We start from the raw sequence: 14,532 nt of genomic DNA on the forward strand, positions 1-14,532 counted from the left end.
GTAATCGTTGTCGTGGGTCGGCCGGCGGCGCTCAGCTCATGGTCGCGAGCGCAAGCTTCACCGAGAAACCGATGAACAGGCCGCCCACGCTGCTCGCCGCGCCTGCCGCGAGCTTGCGGCGGCGACGGAAATGCTCGGCGAGCCGCGCCCCCGCGAAGATCAGCGTGCTCAGGTACAGGAAGCTCGCGCATTGCGCGATCGCCCCGAGCACGACGAACGACAGCGCGGGATGCGGGAATGCCGGGTCGACGAACTGGATGAAGAACGAGATGAAGAACAGGATCGCCTTCGGATTCAGCAGGCTCACGATCAGCGCCTTGCGGAACGGCCTGTCGAAAGACCGCTCGCCGTCGTCCGCCTGCGGCGCCTCGACCGGCGCATCGCCGCGCGCGCGCAGCTTGCTCCACGCGCCGCGCAGCATCCCGATGCCGATGTACAGCAGGTACGCGGCGCCGCCGTACTTGACGACGGAGAACAGCAGCGGGTTCGCCTTCAGCAGCGACGCGACGCCCGCGGCCGACAGCACCATCAGCACGGTGTCGCCGACGAACACGCCGCAGGCCGCGCGATAACCGGCCTTCACGCCGCGCTGCGCGGCGAGCGACAGCACGTACATCGAGTTCGGCCCCGGCAGCAGGATGATGAAGATCACGCCGAACACGTAGGTCCAGATATCCGTGATGCCGAGTGCGTGGCCGAACATGATGCGAATCTCCCGTCCTTCGGTTGCGTCGATGACGTTAAGCGTTGCGCTGCTTCGCCGCGTCCATCAGCGCGGTGAAACGGTCGAACAGGTAGCCGATGTCGTGCGGGCCGGGCGACGCTTCCGGGTGGCCCTGGAAGCAGAACGCCGGCTTGTCGGTCAGCTCGAAGCCCTGCAGCGTGCCGTCGAACAGCGATACGTGCGTCACGCGCGCGTTGGCCGGCAGCGAATCGGCGTCGACCGCGAAGCCGTGGTTCTGCGACGTGATCACGACACGGCCGTCGCCGAGATCCTTCACCGGATGGTTCGCACCGTGGTGGCCCGTTTTCATCTTGAGCGTCTTCGCGCCCACCGCGAGGCCCATGATCTGGTGGCCGAGGCAGATGCCGAAGGTCGGCACGCCGCGCTCGATGAACTCCTTCGTGGCCGCGATCGCGTAATCGCACGGCTCCGGATCGCCGGGGCCGTTCGACAGGAACACGCCGTCCGGATTCAGCGCGAGCGCATCGGCCGCGCTGGCCTGGGCGGGCAGCACCGTCACGTGGCAGCCGCGCTCCGCGAGCATGCGCAGGATGTTGTACTTGACGCCGAAGTCGTACGCGACGACGCGATACTTCGGCGCTTCCTGCATGCCGTAGCCGCCTTCGAGACGCCATTCCGTCTGCTTCCACTCGAACGGCTTGGCGGTCGACACGACCTTCGCGAGATCCATGCCGGCGAGGCCCTCGAACGAGCGCGCGAGCTCGATCGCCTTCGCTTCGTCGTCGGAGCCCGTCAGGATGCAGCCGCTCTGCGCGCCCTTGTCGCGCAGGATGCGGGTCAGCTTGCGGGTGTCGATGCCGGCGATCGCGACGACGCCTTCGTCGCGCAGGTAATCGCCGAGCGTGCGGTCCATGCGGAAGTTCGATGCGAGCGTCGGCAGATCGCGGATGATCAGGCCGGCGGCATGGACTTTCGTGGCTTCGACGTCTTCGGCGTTCACGCCGACGTTGCCGATATGCGGATAGGTGAGCGTGACGATCTGGCGCGAGTAGCTCGGATCAGTCAGGATTTCCTGATAGCCGGTGATCGCGGTATTGAACACGACTTCGCCGATCGTATGGCCTTCGGCCCCGATCGAATAACCACGAAAGACCGTGCCGTCGGCGAGTGCAAGCAAGGCGGGAGAAAAAGACGGCAACACGGGAGGCTCCTTGGGGAACACCCTGCTGCCGACCTGTTTACCCTGCCGCGCGAGCGCCGCGCTGCGTGGGCGCGCGCGGTCGCTAGCTGGACGCGGCCTGCGTTGTCGAGACGCGAACCCGGCGCATGGCGCACGAGGCTTCGCGGCATCGCCCGACAGGCGGCGTGCGGCGGATGAACGGGATGTATGAGGTAGGCGCTAGGGTGCGAGGTTGATCAGCACAAACTTTCAAATTATAGCCTGAAAATGGGCCTATCTTCAATTGATATGGCCGTCCGATCGCGGTCGCGCCGCACCCCGCGGCGCGGCGCGACGTGCTACGGCCCCGTTTCCGGGGCCGCCCTAGCCGCCAGCGTACCGCCGGATCAGTGCGCTTGGCCAGTGCCGCGCGCGGGCCACGCGTACCAGACCGCACTCGCGAGCTGCAGCGCGAGCAGCACGCCCCAGGCGGTGAAGTGCGCGGCCGCCGGATAACGGCCGTCGACCGCCGGCCAGTGCGACAGCACGGCGCCGACGCCGATCTGGAACGCGAAGATCAGCAGGAAGATCACGAGCGTGAGCGTCGTGTTCGCGCGGCCGATCAGATGGGCGGGAAAATGGCCGGCCATCACCGCGTAGGTCAGGATGCCCACGCCGCCGAACATGCCATAGGCGGCCCACAGCCCGGCCGGCGGCAACGGCACGCGCGCGACGATCGCGAACTGCGTCGCGACGAACAGCGCCATGCCGATACCGCAAGTGGCGTAGACCGACACGCCGCGCCGCTCGAGCACGCGCGCCGCCGCGCCGAAGCCGACGCAGCCGGCCATCATCGCGAAGCCGAGCACCGACACGAGGCGCGCGGCATGCGGCGCATCGAACCCGCCGACATCGCGCAGATACGGGCCGACCCACAGCGACTGCATCGCATAGAACACGCCCTGCGTGACGACGGAAAACGACGCGATCTTCCAGAACGCGCGGCTACTCAGGATGTGCCACGTGCCCTTGAACTGGCTGACGAGCCCGCCCTGATGGCGTGCCCGCTGCGCGTCGGGCGCCCCGAAGCCGATCGACGCCGCCACGACCACCGTCAGCGCCGCGAGGCCGAAACAGATCGCGCGCCAGCTCGTCCAGCCGAGCAGCCAGGTCAGCGGCGAGCCGACCATCACGCCGCCGAGACCGCCCACGGCCATCACGAGGCCGTTGACGAGCGGCAGCCGGCCGACCGGAAAATGCTGCGCGAGCGCCTTGAACGCCGCGCCGAGACACACCGATACGCCGACGCCGATCAGCAGGCGGCCGACCATCATCGCGCCGATGCCGTGCGCCGCGCCGAACACGGCCGCGCCGGCCGCCGCGAACAGCAGCATGCCGGCCGTCACGCGGCGCGGGCCGAAGTGGTCGAGCATCACGCCGGCCGGAATCTGCGCGCCGGCGAAGCCGAGGAAATAGAGGCTGGTGAGCAGGCCGAGATCGGCGGCCGACAGCCCGAGCTCGTGCGTGACGAACGGCGCGAAGCCCAGATTGACGCCGCGAAACACATACGACACGAAATACCCGACCGAAAACAGCGCGAGCACCCTCACCTGCACCGACGACATCGCTTCCCCTTGTCATATGAAGACGCGCGACGCAGCGCCGCCGCGCCGCGCGCAAACGAAAACGCCGTCACCTCGGTGACGGCGTTTCGTCGAATTCGTCGGATGATAGCGCAATCGTGCGGGCGTTACCGGCCGCCACGCCGTGCGCACCCCCGCGCTTACTTCTTCTTGCCCTTGTGCGCGGCGGTCTTGGCCGGCGCGGCTTTCGCGGGGGCGGCTTTCGCGGGCGCGGCCTTCGCCGGCTTCGCCGACGACTTGGCGGCGCCGCGCTTGCCGCCGTGCGACTTGCCGCCCACCGCCAGGCTCGCGCGCTCGATGTGCGCACCACCCGTCGACGTCGCGATCCGTTCCGGACCGGGTTCCGCCGGCACCGCACGGCCGACCGGCACGTGCAGCACGAGCGCCTGGCCCGGCATCGCGAGATCGCGGTGCGTACGGTTCCACGCCTTCAACTGACCGACCGACACGCCGTAGCGGCCGGCGATCGCCGCCATCGACTGCTTGCGGCGCACGCGGATCAGCATCTTGCGCGTATCGGGAACGTCCGGCTCCATCGCGAGCACGCCGTTTTCGGCGACGTCGGCACTGATGTCCTCGTCGTCGTCGTCGCCGCGCGGCACGACGATCGTCGAGCCCGGCTTCAGGCGCATGCCGGCCGGAATCTTGTTGACCGACATCAGCGTATCGGCGTCGACGCCGATCTTCTCGGCGATCGCGGCCGGGCGCGCACGCTCGCTGACCGTGTAGGTGGTCCACGACGACAGCTGGCCGCTGTAGGCTTTCAGGCTCTTCTCGAACGCGGACGCGTTGTCGAACGGCAGCAGGATCTGCGGCTCGGTCGCGCCGAGGATCACCGGCTTCGAGAACGACGGGTTCAGCGAGCGGAACTCGTCGAGCGGCAGGTTCGCGAGCTTCGCGGCCACCGCCACGTCGATGTCGCGCGACGTCGTGACCGTCACGAAATACGGGTGGTTCGGGATATCGGGCAGCGTCAGGCCGTACTGCTGCGGGCTCGCGATGATGTTCTTCACCGCCTGCAGCTTCGGCACGTAGTTGCGCGTCTCGTTCGGCATCCGCAGGCTCTGGTAGTCGGTCGGCAGGCCGGCCGCCTGGTTGCGCGCGATCGCGCGCTGCACGTTGCCCTCGCCCCAGTTGTACGCGGCCAGCGCCAGATACCAGTCGCCGAACATGTCGTGCAGGCGGGACAGGTAGTCGAGCGCGGCGCTCGTCGACGCGAGCACGTCACGGCGCTCGTCCTGCCACATGTTGCGCTTCAGGTTGTACGTGCGGCCGGTGCCGGGCATGAACTGCCACATGCCGGCCGCCTTCGCGACCGACAGCGCCTGCGGGTTGTACGCGGACTCGATGAACGGCAGCAGCGCGAGCTCGGTCGGCATGTGACGCGCCTCGAGCTCTTCGACGATGTGATACAGGTACTTCTGCGAGCGCTCGGTCATGCGCTGCACGTAATCGGGCCGCTGCGTGTACCAGGTCGTCTGCATGTCGACGAGATCGCTCTGCAGGTCGGGCATCTGGAAGCCGCGACGGATGCGCGCCCAGAGATCGGAGTCTGCACTGGTCAGGTCGCCGACGGATTGCTTGTCGACGTCGACAGTTTCTTTGGCGGTGGCTGATTTACGGAGGTAGTTGGACGTCGCCTGCGAATCGGCGGCGTTGTTGGCGACAGGGGGCTGGCTCGCACACGCGGCGAGGAGTAGCACCACCATCGCACTCAATATAAGTCGCATGAAAATCTCGGCTTCCGACGGCTGGAAATTGCAGGCGATACTACGGAAGTGCGTGCTTCACGTCAATAAAAACACCGAAAACTCAGCGAAATCCTACATTTGGAGCAATTTTTACAGACACCGCTTGAGCTTTGGAGTCCTCCGGAAAACGTCATCGAAACCGGTTTTTCCATTCGCGCATCAGCGTGAACGCCGCCAGACGATCCGTCACCGTTTCGTGCAGCTCGGCCTCGAGCGTCGCATGGATCGCCGCGCTGTCCGCCCGCATGAACGGGTTAACGGCACGCTCGTGCGCGATCGTAGTGGGCAGCGTCGGCACGCCGCGCGCGCGCAGCGCCTGCGCATCGTCGCGCCACGCCGCGAGCGCCGCATTGCCGGGCTCGCACGCGAGCGCGAAGCGGATGTTCGACAGCGTGTATTCGTGTGCACAATGCACACGGGTGTCGCCCGGCAGCGCCGCGAGCGCGTCGAGCGACGCGAGCATCTGCGCGGGCGTGCCTTCGAACAGGCGGCCGCAGCCGCACGAGAACAGCGTGTCGCCGCAGAACACGTGCGGCACCGCGTTGCCCTGCCCGACCCGCTGGAAATACGCGATATGGCCGCGCGTATGACCCGGCACGTCGAGCACGTCGAATGCGACGGCCGGTGCGTCGAGCGTCACGCGATCGCCGCCCGAAAGCGGCCGCGTGACCACGTCGATCGCTTCGGCCGCGGGGCCGTAAACGGCGAGCGGAGCATCGGCCGGTTGGCTATTGCGCAGCGCCTCGACACCGCCGACGTGGTCGGCGTGGTGGTGCGTGAGTAAAATAGCGGTCAACCGCCAGCCTCGTTCGGCAAGAACCCGGCGTACGGGCGCGGCTTCACCCGGGTCGACGGCGATCGCATCGCAGCCGTCCGAGACGAGCCAGATATAGTTGTCTTCGAATGCCGGAACCGGCACGTATTCCAGCTCGTTCATGGGCGCGCAATCATCGTTATGTCTGACCGTCAAATTATAGACTGGCCCGCCTGGACCGACTCGCCGCCCGGCCGCTACGTGCTGGGCTGGGAGCAGGCGCAGCTCGACCGGATCGTGTCCGACGTCTTCGGCTTCCACGCGCTGCAGCTCGGCTTGCCGCAGCTCGACGCGCTGCGCGAGAACCGCATGCCGTATCGCGGCCTGGTGCTCGATCCGGCGAGCGGCGCGAGCGCGCCGTATCAGTATCCGCGGGCGCGCGAAACGCACGCGGCGGCCCATGCGCCGGCCGATCGCAGCACGACCTGGTGCGACCTGCTCGACCTGCCGTTCGAGTCGCAGAGCGTCGACCTGATCGTGATGCCGCACACGCTCGAATTCACGTCCGATCCGCACCGCCTGCTGCGCGAGGCCGAGCGCGTGCTGATGCCGGAAGGCCAGCTCGTGATCACCGGCTTCAACTCGCTCAGCCTGTGGGGCATGCGACAGTCGTTCGGGCGCATGGCGAACCGCCCGTTCGTGCCGGCCACGCGCGACCAGATCGCGTTCATCCGGCTCAAGGACTGGATCAAGCTGCTCGGCTTCGACCTCGAACGCGGCCGCTTCGGCTGCTACCGGCCGCCGCTCGCCACCGATCAGTGGCTGGCCCGCTACGGCTTCATGGAGGCCGCCGGCGACCGCTGGTGGCCGATCTTCGGCGCCGTCTACATGGTGACGGCCGTCAAGCGCGTGCGCGGCATGCGTCTCGTCGGCCCGATCAGGATGAAGAAGCCCGTGCTCGCACCGGGCCTGACGCCGGCGGCCTCCCCGACCACCCATCAAGAACGTTCATGACAACCGACACCATCGACATCTATACCGACGGCGCCTGCAAGGGCAACCCCGGCCCCGGCGGCTGGGGTGCGCTGCTGCGCTACGGCACCCAAGAAAAGGAACTGTTCGGCGGCGAGCCGAACACGACCAACAACCGCATGGAGCTGATGGGCGTGATCGCCGCGCTCGAGGCACTCAAGCGGCCGTGCCGGGTGATCGTGCATACCGACTCGCAATACGTGCAGAAAGGCATCAGCGAGTGGATCCACGGGTGGAAGAAGAAAGGCTGGGTCACCGCGGCGAAGACGCCCGTGAAGAACGCCGACCTGTGGAAGCGGCTCGATGCGCTCGTCGTGCAGCACGACGTCGAATGGCGCTGGGTGAAGGGCCACGCGGGCCACCCCGAAAACGAACGCGCCGACGCGCTCGCGAATCGCGGCGTCGAATCGCTCGCGGCCTGAATCCGGGCCGCCCCCTCTCTTTCCCGATTTATCCGACATGCGCCAGATCATTCTCGATACCGAAACCACCGGCCTGAACGCCCGCACGGGCGACCGCCTGATCGAAATCGGCTGCGTCGAGCTGCTGAACCGCCGGCTCACCGGCAACAACCTGCACATCTACGTGAACCCCGAGCGCGACAGCGATCCGGGCGCACTGGCCGTGCACGGCCTCACGACCGAGTTCCTCAGCGACAAGCCGAAGTTCGCGGAAGTCGTCGACCAGATCCGCGACTTCGTGAAGGGCGCCGAGCTGATCATCCACAACGCGCCGTTCGACCTCGGCTTCCTCGACGCCGAATTCGCGCGGCTCGGCCTGCCGCCGTTCACCGAGCATTGCGGCGGCGTGATCGACACGCTGGTGCAGGCCAAGCAGATGTTCCCCGGCAAGCGCAACTCGCTCGACGCGCTGTGCGACCGCTTCGGCATCAGCAACGCGCACCGCACGCTGCACGGCGCACTGCTCGACTCGGAACTGCTCGCCGAGGTGTATCTCGCGATGACGCGCGGCCAGGACAGCCTCGTGATCGACATGCTCGACGACACGGGCGCCGACGGCGGTGCGGCGAACGGCCAGCGCGTGTCGCTTGCGGCGCTCGATCTGCCGGTCATCGCAGCAAGCGACGACGAGTTGGCCGCGCACCAGACGCAGCTCGACGAACTCGACAAGTCGGTCAAGGGCGCCTGCGTGTGGCGCCAATCCGGCGACGCGGAAGCAGCGGACGCCGCGCAAGCCGCCTGACGCGGCACCCGCCCCGCCGCGCGTGCGGCCGCGCCTACGCGCGCGGCTGCAGCGCGATCACCGCCATCCCGCCGAGCGCGAGCACCGCGCCGGCCACGTCCCAGCGGGTCAGCGCGACGCCGTCGACCACCCGCAGCCAGATCAGCGCCACCGCGATGTACACGCCGCCGTACGCGGCGTAAGTGCGCCCCGCCGCGCTCGGGTGCAGCGTCAGCAGCCACGCGAACAGCGCGAGCGACAGCGCGGCCGGCACCAGCAGCCAGGCCGGGCGCCCGGCCTTCAGCACGAGCCACGGCAGATAGCAGCCGGCGATTTCGGCCAGCGCGGTAGCGGCGAACAGCGCCGCGATCCTCATCAGTTCGGTCATCCGGTTCCTCGCGAATTCAGCCCGGTCGCGACGGGCGGTACGGCCGCGCCGCGCGCCGCCGATCATACCCGAGCGGGCCGCGCCGGCGCCCCCACCAGACGGGCGACTCCGGTCAATTTGCACGATCGTCCGTCATCGTGCTATCATGTCGCCTGTTTCAACATTCAATCTCTGTCTTTTCGATTTTGAGAGAAGTCCGTCCGCATAATGCGGGCCGGTGCCTCGATCGAAATTGCATCCACAGGAAAGCCCGCCCGACAGGCCCGCTTTTCTCGTTTCGTTGCCCCTCCGGGGCGTTGCCGGAACGCCGGACCCTCGTCCGCACCGGCATCTGCCGCCTGCATCACGCGGCCCATTCTTCATGAGCGCACTGTCGCGACGGCCCATCGGGCCCGCGTCGAAGCAGCCCCTCGGCCCTTTGCTGCCTTGCGCAGTCAGTGCTCGATGGTCTGCCCCGACGCGCAGCACACGACCCCGCGCTCGCCGGCAAACCGTGTCGGACGGCCTGCCCGTTCCGGCGCTGTCAAAGGAGTGCATGACCTTGACCGCAACACACGTCAGCCCGACCGCTGTCTCTTCCCCCGCTTCGTCGTCCGCCGAAGCCCCGCTCGCCGTGGACGACATCACCGTCGTCGACCAGAGCCTGCTCAAGCGCGCCGTCAGCGCGATGGCCATCGGCAATGCGATGGAATGGTTCGACTTCGGCGTCTACAGCTATATCGCCGTCACGCTCGGCAAGGTGTTCTTCCCGTCCAGCAGCCCGTCCGCGCAGTTGCTCGCCACCTTCGGCACGTTCGCGGCCGCGTTCCTCGTGCGCCCGCTCGGCGGCATGGTGTTCGGCCCGCTCGGCGACCGCATCGGCCGCCAGCGCGTGCTCGCCGCCACGATGATCATGATGGCCGTCGGCACCTTCGCGATCGGCCTGATCCCCAGCTACGCGTCCATCGGGATCATGGCGCCCGTGCTGCTGCTCGTCGCCCGCCTCGTGCAGGGCTTCTCCACCGGCGGCGAATACGGCGGCGCCGCCACCTTCATCGCCGAGTTCTCGACCGACAAGCGCCGCGGCTTCATGGGCAGCTTCCTCGAATTCGGCACGCTGATCGGCTATGTGCTGGGCGCGGGCGTCGTCGCGCTGCTCACCGCGTCGCTGTCGCAGGACGCGCTGCTGTCGTGGGGCTGGCGCGTGCCGTTCCTGATCGCCGGCCCGCTCGGCCTGATCGGTCTCTACATCCGGATGAAGCTCGAGGAAACGCCCGCGTTCAAGCGCCAGGCCGAACAGCGCGAAGCGCAGGACAAGGCCGTGCCGAAAGCGCGCTTTCGCGAGACGCTGCTGCGCAACTGGCGTGCGCTGCTGCTGTGCGTCGGCCTCGTGCTGATCTTCAACGTGACCGATTACATGGTGCTGTCGTACCTGCCGAGCTTCATGTCGTCGACGCTGCATTTCGACGAATCGCACAGCCTCGTGCTGGTGCTGATCGTGATGGTGCTGATGATGCCGATGACGCTGTACGCCGGCCGCCTGTCGGACAAGATCGGCCGCAAGCCGGTGATGCTCGCCGGCTGCGTCGGCCTGCTGGTGCTGTCGATCCCGTCGCTGATGCTGATCCATGCGGGCACCACGGCGTCGGTGTTCGGCGGCCTGCTGATCCTCGGCGTGCTGCTGTCGTGCTTCACCGGCGTGATGCCGTCGGCGCTTCCCGCGCTGTTCCCGACCGAAATCCGTTACGGCGCGCTCGCGATCGGCTTCAACGTGTCGGTATCGCTGTTCGGCGGCACGACGCCCCTCGTCACCGCGTGGCTCGTCGACGTGACGCACAACCTGATGATGCCCGCGTACTACATGATGGGCGCCGCGTTGATCGGCGTCGTGTCGGTCGTCGCGCTCGCCGAAACCGCGCGCCAGCCGCTGAAGGGCTCGCCGCCGGCCGTCGCGACGCGCCGCGAAGCGCATCAGCTCGCGCGCCAGTTGCGCGAGGAGAATGACGAGTCGGACCTCTACGGCGTCGCGACTCCCGCACGCGCATGAGCGTCGCTCGATGAAAAAGCCCCGGCCGAAGCCGGGGCCCGATCGAACCCGATCCGCCCGACCGGCTTGCGCCGGCCGGGCTTTTTTTCATCCGCGCGCCGCGCACGTGCTCATGCGTGCGCTTCGCAGTGACGGCAGAAGATCAGCGCGCGCGAGCGCGACACGGCCGCCTGCGCGCCGCGCGCCGCCACGATCAGCCCGACCTGGCCGAGATTGAAATCGCGCTCGACCATCAGCTGCGCCAGCGCGGCAAGCGGCAACACGACGGACGGGTGGTACAGACTCGATTCGATCAGGGCTTTCATCATCGGCTCCATCTGGCAACGCGTAATTCGATGGAGTGGATTCTAGGGATCGGTCGCCTCCGGATAAACAGCGCGAATGCGAAGTCACTTGTCAGCCGTCGAGAACAATCGGCAGCGACTGGCCGGACACGAGCCGGCGGCGTCCAACATCGATGTGCGACGGCCCGGCGCGCGAACCCTAGACGAGCGGCGTTTCGACGAAGGCCGGCAGCGCTTCCGCCCGCGCGGAATGCGCGGCGAGCGCCGGATAACGGGCCGGATCGATCCGCGCAAGCACCGGGTAATCTGCGGCCACGAATTGCGTGAAGCGCCACGCCACCGCGACCGTCACGTCGGACTGCAGCAGCCGCGCACCGCCGAACCAGCCGTTGGTGGCCGCGACCAGCGGCTCCAGTGCGCCGTATGCGGCTTCGAGCTGGCTCAGCACGCGCTCGACCCACGGTTCGTGCTGCTTGTCCGACGGCCGCAGCGCCTGCTCGTAGACGACCTGCACGGTCTTCTCGGCGGCGGCCAGCGCGAACCCGATCGGCACCAGCGCGCGCAGCCGGGCATCGACGGCATCGGGCAGCAGGCGCCGCTCGGGCGCGGCCAGGTGGTCGAGATAGTCGACGATCAGCGACGAATCGATCAGCGTCGCGCCGCCGTCGGTCACGAGCGTCGGCGCCTTGACGACCGGGTTGATCGTCCTGAACTGCTCGACATGACGAAACACCGAGAGCGACTCGTGTTCGAACGGCAGGTCGAGCAGCTTCGCCGAGATGGCGACGCGGCGCACGAACGGGGAATCCAGCATGCCGATCAGCTTCATCGCAAACGCTCCGTTTCGAGGAAATGGAACCGCCGACTGTAGCAGCGTCGCGCGGCAGCGCCTAGCACCCGTTCGCGCCAATAACGGGCTTGTGCTGGCCTCAGCGTGCCCGTGCGCTCGACACGCGCGGCCGCGCATCGGGCTCGCACTGCCCGTCCACAGTGACCATAATGCAGGTTCACGCTCCTTCCGCCCCAGGGTCCGCCATGTGGTACGCCGTCGTCGAGCAGCAGCGGGAATGGATGCGCGCATGGCGCGCGGCGACGCGATACGCGTTCGATGCGTGGCCCGCGGCGTCGCTGCCGCATGCCGCGTCGTCGTGCTACGACGACCTGTTCGAACCGCTGCTCGGGCCGCAGGCCGCGCCGCCGGGCTTCGACCTCGCGTGGCCGGACGTCGGCGAGCAGGTCGTCGCGCACACGCCGTTTTGCGACTTGCGGCGCTTCGCGCACGCCGATGCGCGCCGCACGGTGTTGCTGTGCGCGCCGCTCGTCGGGCACGCGGCCGTGATGATGCGGGAAACCGCCGAAACGCTGCTCGCCGATGGCGACGTCTGCGTGACCGACTGGCGCAATGCGCGCGACGTGCCGCTCGCGGCAGGCCGTTTCGGGCTCGACGAGTACGTCGCGATGCTCGACGGCTTCGTCGCCACCCTCCAGCGCGACGATCGGCCGCTGCACGTCGTCGCCGTGTGCCAGGCGACCGTACCGGCGCTCGGCGCACTCGCGCTGCGCGCCGCACGCGGCCTCGCGCCGCCCGCGAGCATCACGCTGATCGGCGGCCCGCTCGACGCGCGGCTGAACCCCAGCGCGCTCGGCGCCGCGGCCGCCGCCCATTCGCTCGACTGGTGCCGGCGCCACCTGATCGACATCGTGCCGCCCGGCTTCGCGGGGCACGGCCGCGCCGTGTTCCCGACCTATCTGCAGCAGGGCGAGATCGCGCTCCTGTATCCGCAACGCTTCCTGACGCTGATCGAAACCTACGCGCTGGCGGCGTCGCGTTTCGACATGAGCGGGCTTGCCGACGCCCGGCGGGCGCTGCGCGAATACACGGCGCTGCTCGACATGCCGGCCGACTATTTTCTCGACACGGTCGACGTCGTGTTCCAGCGCATGCTGCTCGCGACCGGCGCGTGGCGCGTGCGTGGCCGGCGCGTCGACCCCGCCGCGCTGCGCGACGTCGCGCTGCTGACCGTCGAAGGCGCCCGCGACGCGGTCACGGGCGCTGGGCAGACGCATGCGGCGCTCGCCCTGTGCAGCGGCCTGTCGGCCGACGAGCGCCATCGCGTCGACATCGACGATTGCGATCACTATGGGCTGTTTACGGGGCCACGCTGGCACGGCAACGTCCATCCGGCGCTGCAGCGCGTGTTCGCGCTGGCGGAAGCCGGCCGAGCGCGCCCGCGCCGGAGCCGTCGGACGTGACGCCGCGTCAGGGGCGCGCCGCGTCGAGCAGCGCGCGCACCTCGTCGTCGCTCGTCTGCTCGAAGCGCGCGTAGAACTGGCTGATCCCGAAGAACCGCAGCGGCTGCGACACCGTGACGAACGCGTCGGCCAGGCCGTCGAACGCGTGCGCCGCACCCGCCGGCGCGACCGGCACCGCCGCGACGATGCGCGCCGGGTGGCGCTCGCGCAGCGCCTGCAGCGCGACGCGCATCGACGCGCCGGTCGCGACGCCGTCGTCGACGACGATCGCGATGCGTCCGTCCACCGCCTGCGGCGGCACCGCGCCGCGGTACAGCGCCTCGCGGCGTTGCAGTTCGGCCGTCTCGCGCGCGATCACGTCGGCGAGTTGCGCATCGGAGACGTCCATCGAACGGATCACCGAGCGTTGCAGATGCATCGCGCCGCCCGTCGCGATCGCGCCCATCGCGAGTTCGGGGTCGAACGGCACGCCGAGCTTGCGCACGACCAGCACGTCGAGGGGCGCGCGCAGCGCGCATGCGACCGGATACGCGACGGGCACGCCGCCGCGCGGTAACGCGAGCACGACCACATCGCTTCGCCCTGCGTATTCGCGCAACGCGTCGGCCAGTTGGCGGCCGGCATCGGCGCGATCGGCAAAACTGCTTTCGGTCACGATCGACTCCCTGCCGTTGCGCCGGGTGCGCGCCACCCGCGCCGGCGCCTGTCAACGAGGATGGTGCATCGCTCGCGCCGATGCAAGCAGGGTCACACCGGCGCGACGCGTCGCAACGAAGGGTCAGAGACCGCTGGCCTGCCGGTACAGCCGCCAGAACGACTGGGCGTAGGACTGCGCGAGTTCGGGCGCGCGCCGGAACACGTTCACCGTGTCGGCGTGCTCGGCCGCGCCGTCGGACAGCGTCGTCAGCGCGACGCTGTCGTCGACGATCACGAAGCGCGACGCGGGGCCGCCGCCCCGGGAGTCGATCGCGACGTCGATGCCCGCGGATTTCAGATAGCCGGCGCCGCTGTACCTGCCCGCACGCGGCGGGCGCACCAGCACGACGCGCACTTCGATCCCGCGCGCGCGGGCCGAGCGCAGCGCGCTCGCGACAGCCGGCGGCACCTGCGTATAGCCGGCCAGCAGCACGCGGCGCTGCGCCTGTTCGATCAGGTCGACGGTCGCGTCGGCCGCCGCGTTGTCATACGAAAAGTACGTGCCGACCGATGCGGCGTCGGACGGAATATGGCTGGCGTGGACGCTCGCCGCGCAGCAGAACGCGGCGAGAAAGAAGGCGGCTGGTCTCATGGCGGGCGCCATTGTAGCGACGCCATTTCGCGTGGCAAGGGGCGGCGACGACGCTGCTGCGCCGGCGCAACACACGGTGCGAAACAG

At 68.6% G+C, this 14,532-nt stretch carries 15 protein-coding genes; 5 read left to right on the plus strand and 10 right to left on the minus strand.

Features of this window, described 5'->3' with window-relative positions:
* Window positions 1-31: 31 nt before the first annotated feature.
* The 5 genes from leuE to gloB form a co-directional block, all read right to left on the minus strand.
* Complete coding sequence (gene leuE, locus WT53_RS04875; protein WP_034206948.1) at window positions 32-703, minus strand: leucine efflux protein LeuE; 672 nt, start codon at window positions 701-703, stop codon at window positions 32-34.
* A 37-nt stretch (window positions 704-740) separates the two neighbouring features.
* Window positions 741-1,886, minus strand: a complete 1,146-nt coding sequence (carA, locus tag WT53_RS04880) for a glutamine-hydrolyzing carbamoyl-phosphate synthase small subunit (protein ID WP_034206947.1) — start codon at window positions 1,884-1,886, stop codon at window positions 741-743.
* A 365-nt stretch (window positions 1,887-2,251) separates the two neighbouring features.
* Entirely contained in the window at window positions 2,252-3,469 is a 1,218-nt protein-coding gene (locus tag WT53_RS04885; protein ID WP_080747752.1) for a nitrate/nitrite transporter, read from the minus strand.
* A 158-nt stretch (window positions 3,470-3,627) separates the two neighbouring features.
* Entirely contained in the window at window positions 3,628-5,217 is a 1,590-nt protein-coding gene (locus WT53_RS04890; RefSeq protein ID WP_034206946.1) for a transglycosylase SLT domain-containing protein, read from the minus strand.
* 151 nt (window positions 5,218-5,368) lie between these two features.
* Window positions 5,369-6,175: a hydroxyacylglutathione hydrolase gene (gene gloB / locus WT53_RS04895; protein ID WP_034206945.1), complete on the minus strand. Its 807-nt coding sequence runs from the start codon at window positions 6,173-6,175 to the stop codon at window positions 5,369-5,371.
* A gap of 18 nt (window positions 6,176-6,193) precedes the next feature.
* Between gloB and WT53_RS04900 the strand changes: the two genes are divergently transcribed.
* Genes WT53_RS04900 through dnaQ form a run of 3 tightly spaced genes read left to right on the plus strand, consistent with a single transcriptional unit; the run spans window position 6,194 to window position 8,227 of the window.
* Window positions 6,194-7,006: a class I SAM-dependent methyltransferase gene (locus WT53_RS04900; RefSeq protein ID WP_034206944.1), complete on the plus strand. Its 813-nt coding sequence runs from the start codon at window positions 6,194-6,196 to the stop codon at window positions 7,004-7,006.
* On the plus strand, window positions 7,003-7,446 hold the full coding sequence (rnhA, locus tag WT53_RS04905) for a ribonuclease HI (RefSeq protein WP_034206943.1): 444 nt from the start codon (window positions 7,003-7,005) through the stop codon (window positions 7,444-7,446). The genes WT53_RS04900 and rnhA overlap by 4 nt, the downstream gene beginning before the upstream one ends.
* A 37-nt stretch (window positions 7,447-7,483) precedes the next feature.
* Window positions 7,484-8,227, plus strand: a complete 744-nt coding sequence (gene dnaQ, locus WT53_RS04910) for a DNA polymerase III subunit epsilon (RefSeq protein ID WP_034206942.1) — start codon at window positions 7,484-7,486, stop codon at window positions 8,225-8,227.
* Window positions 8,228-8,261: 34 nt separating this feature from the next.
* Here the strand turns inward: dnaQ and WT53_RS04915 are convergent, their stop codons facing one another.
* Window positions 8,262-8,594 carry a YnfA family protein gene (locus WT53_RS04915; RefSeq protein WP_034206941.1) on the minus strand — a complete coding sequence of 111 codons (333 nt, stop codon included), beginning with the start codon at window positions 8,592-8,594 and terminating at the stop codon, window positions 8,262-8,264.
* A gap of 535 nt (window positions 8,595-9,129) precedes the next feature.
* On the opposite strand from WT53_RS04915, the gene proP reads away from it, so the two are divergent.
* Window positions 9,130-10,620 carry a glycine betaine/L-proline transporter ProP gene (gene proP, locus WT53_RS04920; protein WP_034206940.1) on the plus strand — a complete coding sequence of 497 codons (1,491 nt, stop codon included), beginning with the start codon at window positions 9,130-9,132 and terminating at the stop codon, window positions 10,618-10,620.
* 110 nt (window positions 10,621-10,730) lie between these two features.
* Here proP and WT53_RS04925 read toward each other — a convergent pair whose 3' ends face one another.
* Both WT53_RS04925 and WT53_RS04930 read right to left on the minus strand, forming a co-directional pair.
* A complete protein-coding gene (locus tag WT53_RS04925) occupies window positions 10,731-10,928 on the minus strand; it encodes a hypothetical protein (protein ID WP_034207872.1) in 198 nt (65 codons plus the stop codon).
* A 175-nt stretch (window positions 10,929-11,103) separates the two neighbouring features.
* On the minus strand, window positions 11,104-11,733 hold the full coding sequence (locus WT53_RS04930) for a glutathione S-transferase family protein (protein WP_034206939.1): 630 nt from the start codon (window positions 11,731-11,733) through the stop codon (window positions 11,104-11,106).
* 206 nt (window positions 11,734-11,939) lie between these two features.
* Between WT53_RS04930 and WT53_RS04935 the strand changes: the two genes are divergently transcribed.
* Complete coding sequence (locus WT53_RS04935; protein ID WP_034206938.1) at window positions 11,940-13,157, plus strand: polyhydroxyalkanoate depolymerase; 1,218 nt, start codon at window positions 11,940-11,942, stop codon at window positions 13,155-13,157.
* A 7-nt stretch (window positions 13,158-13,164) separates the two neighbouring features.
* On the opposite strand, the gene WT53_RS04940 is transcribed toward WT53_RS04935, so the two are convergent.
* A complete protein-coding gene (locus WT53_RS04940; RefSeq protein WP_034207871.1) occupies window positions 13,165-13,812 on the minus strand; it encodes a phosphoribosyltransferase in 648 nt (215 codons plus the stop codon).
* A 123-nt stretch (window positions 13,813-13,935) separates the two neighbouring features.
* Complete coding sequence (locus WT53_RS04945) at window positions 13,936-14,457, minus strand: phospholipase D-like domain-containing protein (protein WP_034206937.1); 522 nt, start codon at window positions 14,455-14,457, stop codon at window positions 13,936-13,938.
* Window positions 14,458-14,532: the final 75 nt, after the last annotated feature.

This window comes from Burkholderia sp. MSMB2157WGS (assembly GCF_001532755.1).
Classification (GTDB): Bacteria; Pseudomonadota; Gammaproteobacteria; order Burkholderiales; family Burkholderiaceae; genus Burkholderia.

Excerpts from the sequence above, each read along its gene's own strand:
- WT53_RS04885 (WP_080747752.1), bottom strand. The coding sequence starts at position 3,469 with ATGTCGTCGGTGCAGGTGAGGGTGCTCGCGCTGTTTTCGGTCGGGTAT.
- WT53_RS04915 (WP_034206941.1), bottom strand. The coding sequence starts at position 8,594 with ATGACCGAACTGATGAGGATCGCGGCGCTGTTCGCCGCTACCGCGCTG.
- WT53_RS04925 (WP_034207872.1), bottom strand. The coding sequence starts at position 10,928 with ATGATGAAAGCCCTGATCGAATCGAGTCTGTACCACCCGTCCGTCGTG.
- WT53_RS04900 (WP_034206944.1), top strand. The coding sequence starts at position 6,194 with ATGTCTGACCGTCAAATTATAGACTGGCCCGCCTGGACCGACTCGCCG.
- WT53_RS04945 (WP_034206937.1), bottom strand. The coding sequence starts at position 14,457 with ATGGCGCCCGCCATGAGACCAGCCGCCTTCTTTCTCGCCGCGTTCTGC.
- dnaQ (WP_034206942.1), top strand. The coding sequence starts at position 7,484 with ATGCGCCAGATCATTCTCGATACCGAAACCACCGGCCTGAACGCCCGC.
- WT53_RS04890 (WP_034206946.1), bottom strand. The coding sequence starts at position 5,217 with ATGCGACTTATATTGAGTGCGATGGTGGTGCTACTCCTCGCCGCGTGT.
- rnhA (WP_034206943.1), top strand. The coding sequence starts at position 7,003 with ATGACAACCGACACCATCGACATCTATACCGACGGCGCCTGCAAGGGC.
- WT53_RS04935 (WP_034206938.1), top strand. The coding sequence starts at position 11,940 with ATGTGGTACGCCGTCGTCGAGCAGCAGCGGGAATGGATGCGCGCATGG.
- leuE (WP_034206948.1), bottom strand. The coding sequence starts at position 703 with ATGTTCGGCCACGCACTCGGCATCACGGATATCTGGACCTACGTGTTC.
- WT53_RS04930 (WP_034206939.1), bottom strand. The coding sequence starts at position 11,733 with ATGAAGCTGATCGGCATGCTGGATTCCCCGTTCGTGCGCCGCGTCGCC.
- gloB (WP_034206945.1), bottom strand. The coding sequence starts at position 6,175 with ATGAACGAGCTGGAATACGTGCCGGTTCCGGCATTCGAAGACAACTAT.
- proP (WP_034206940.1), top strand. The coding sequence starts at position 9,130 with ATGACCTTGACCGCAACACACGTCAGCCCGACCGCTGTCTCTTCCCCC.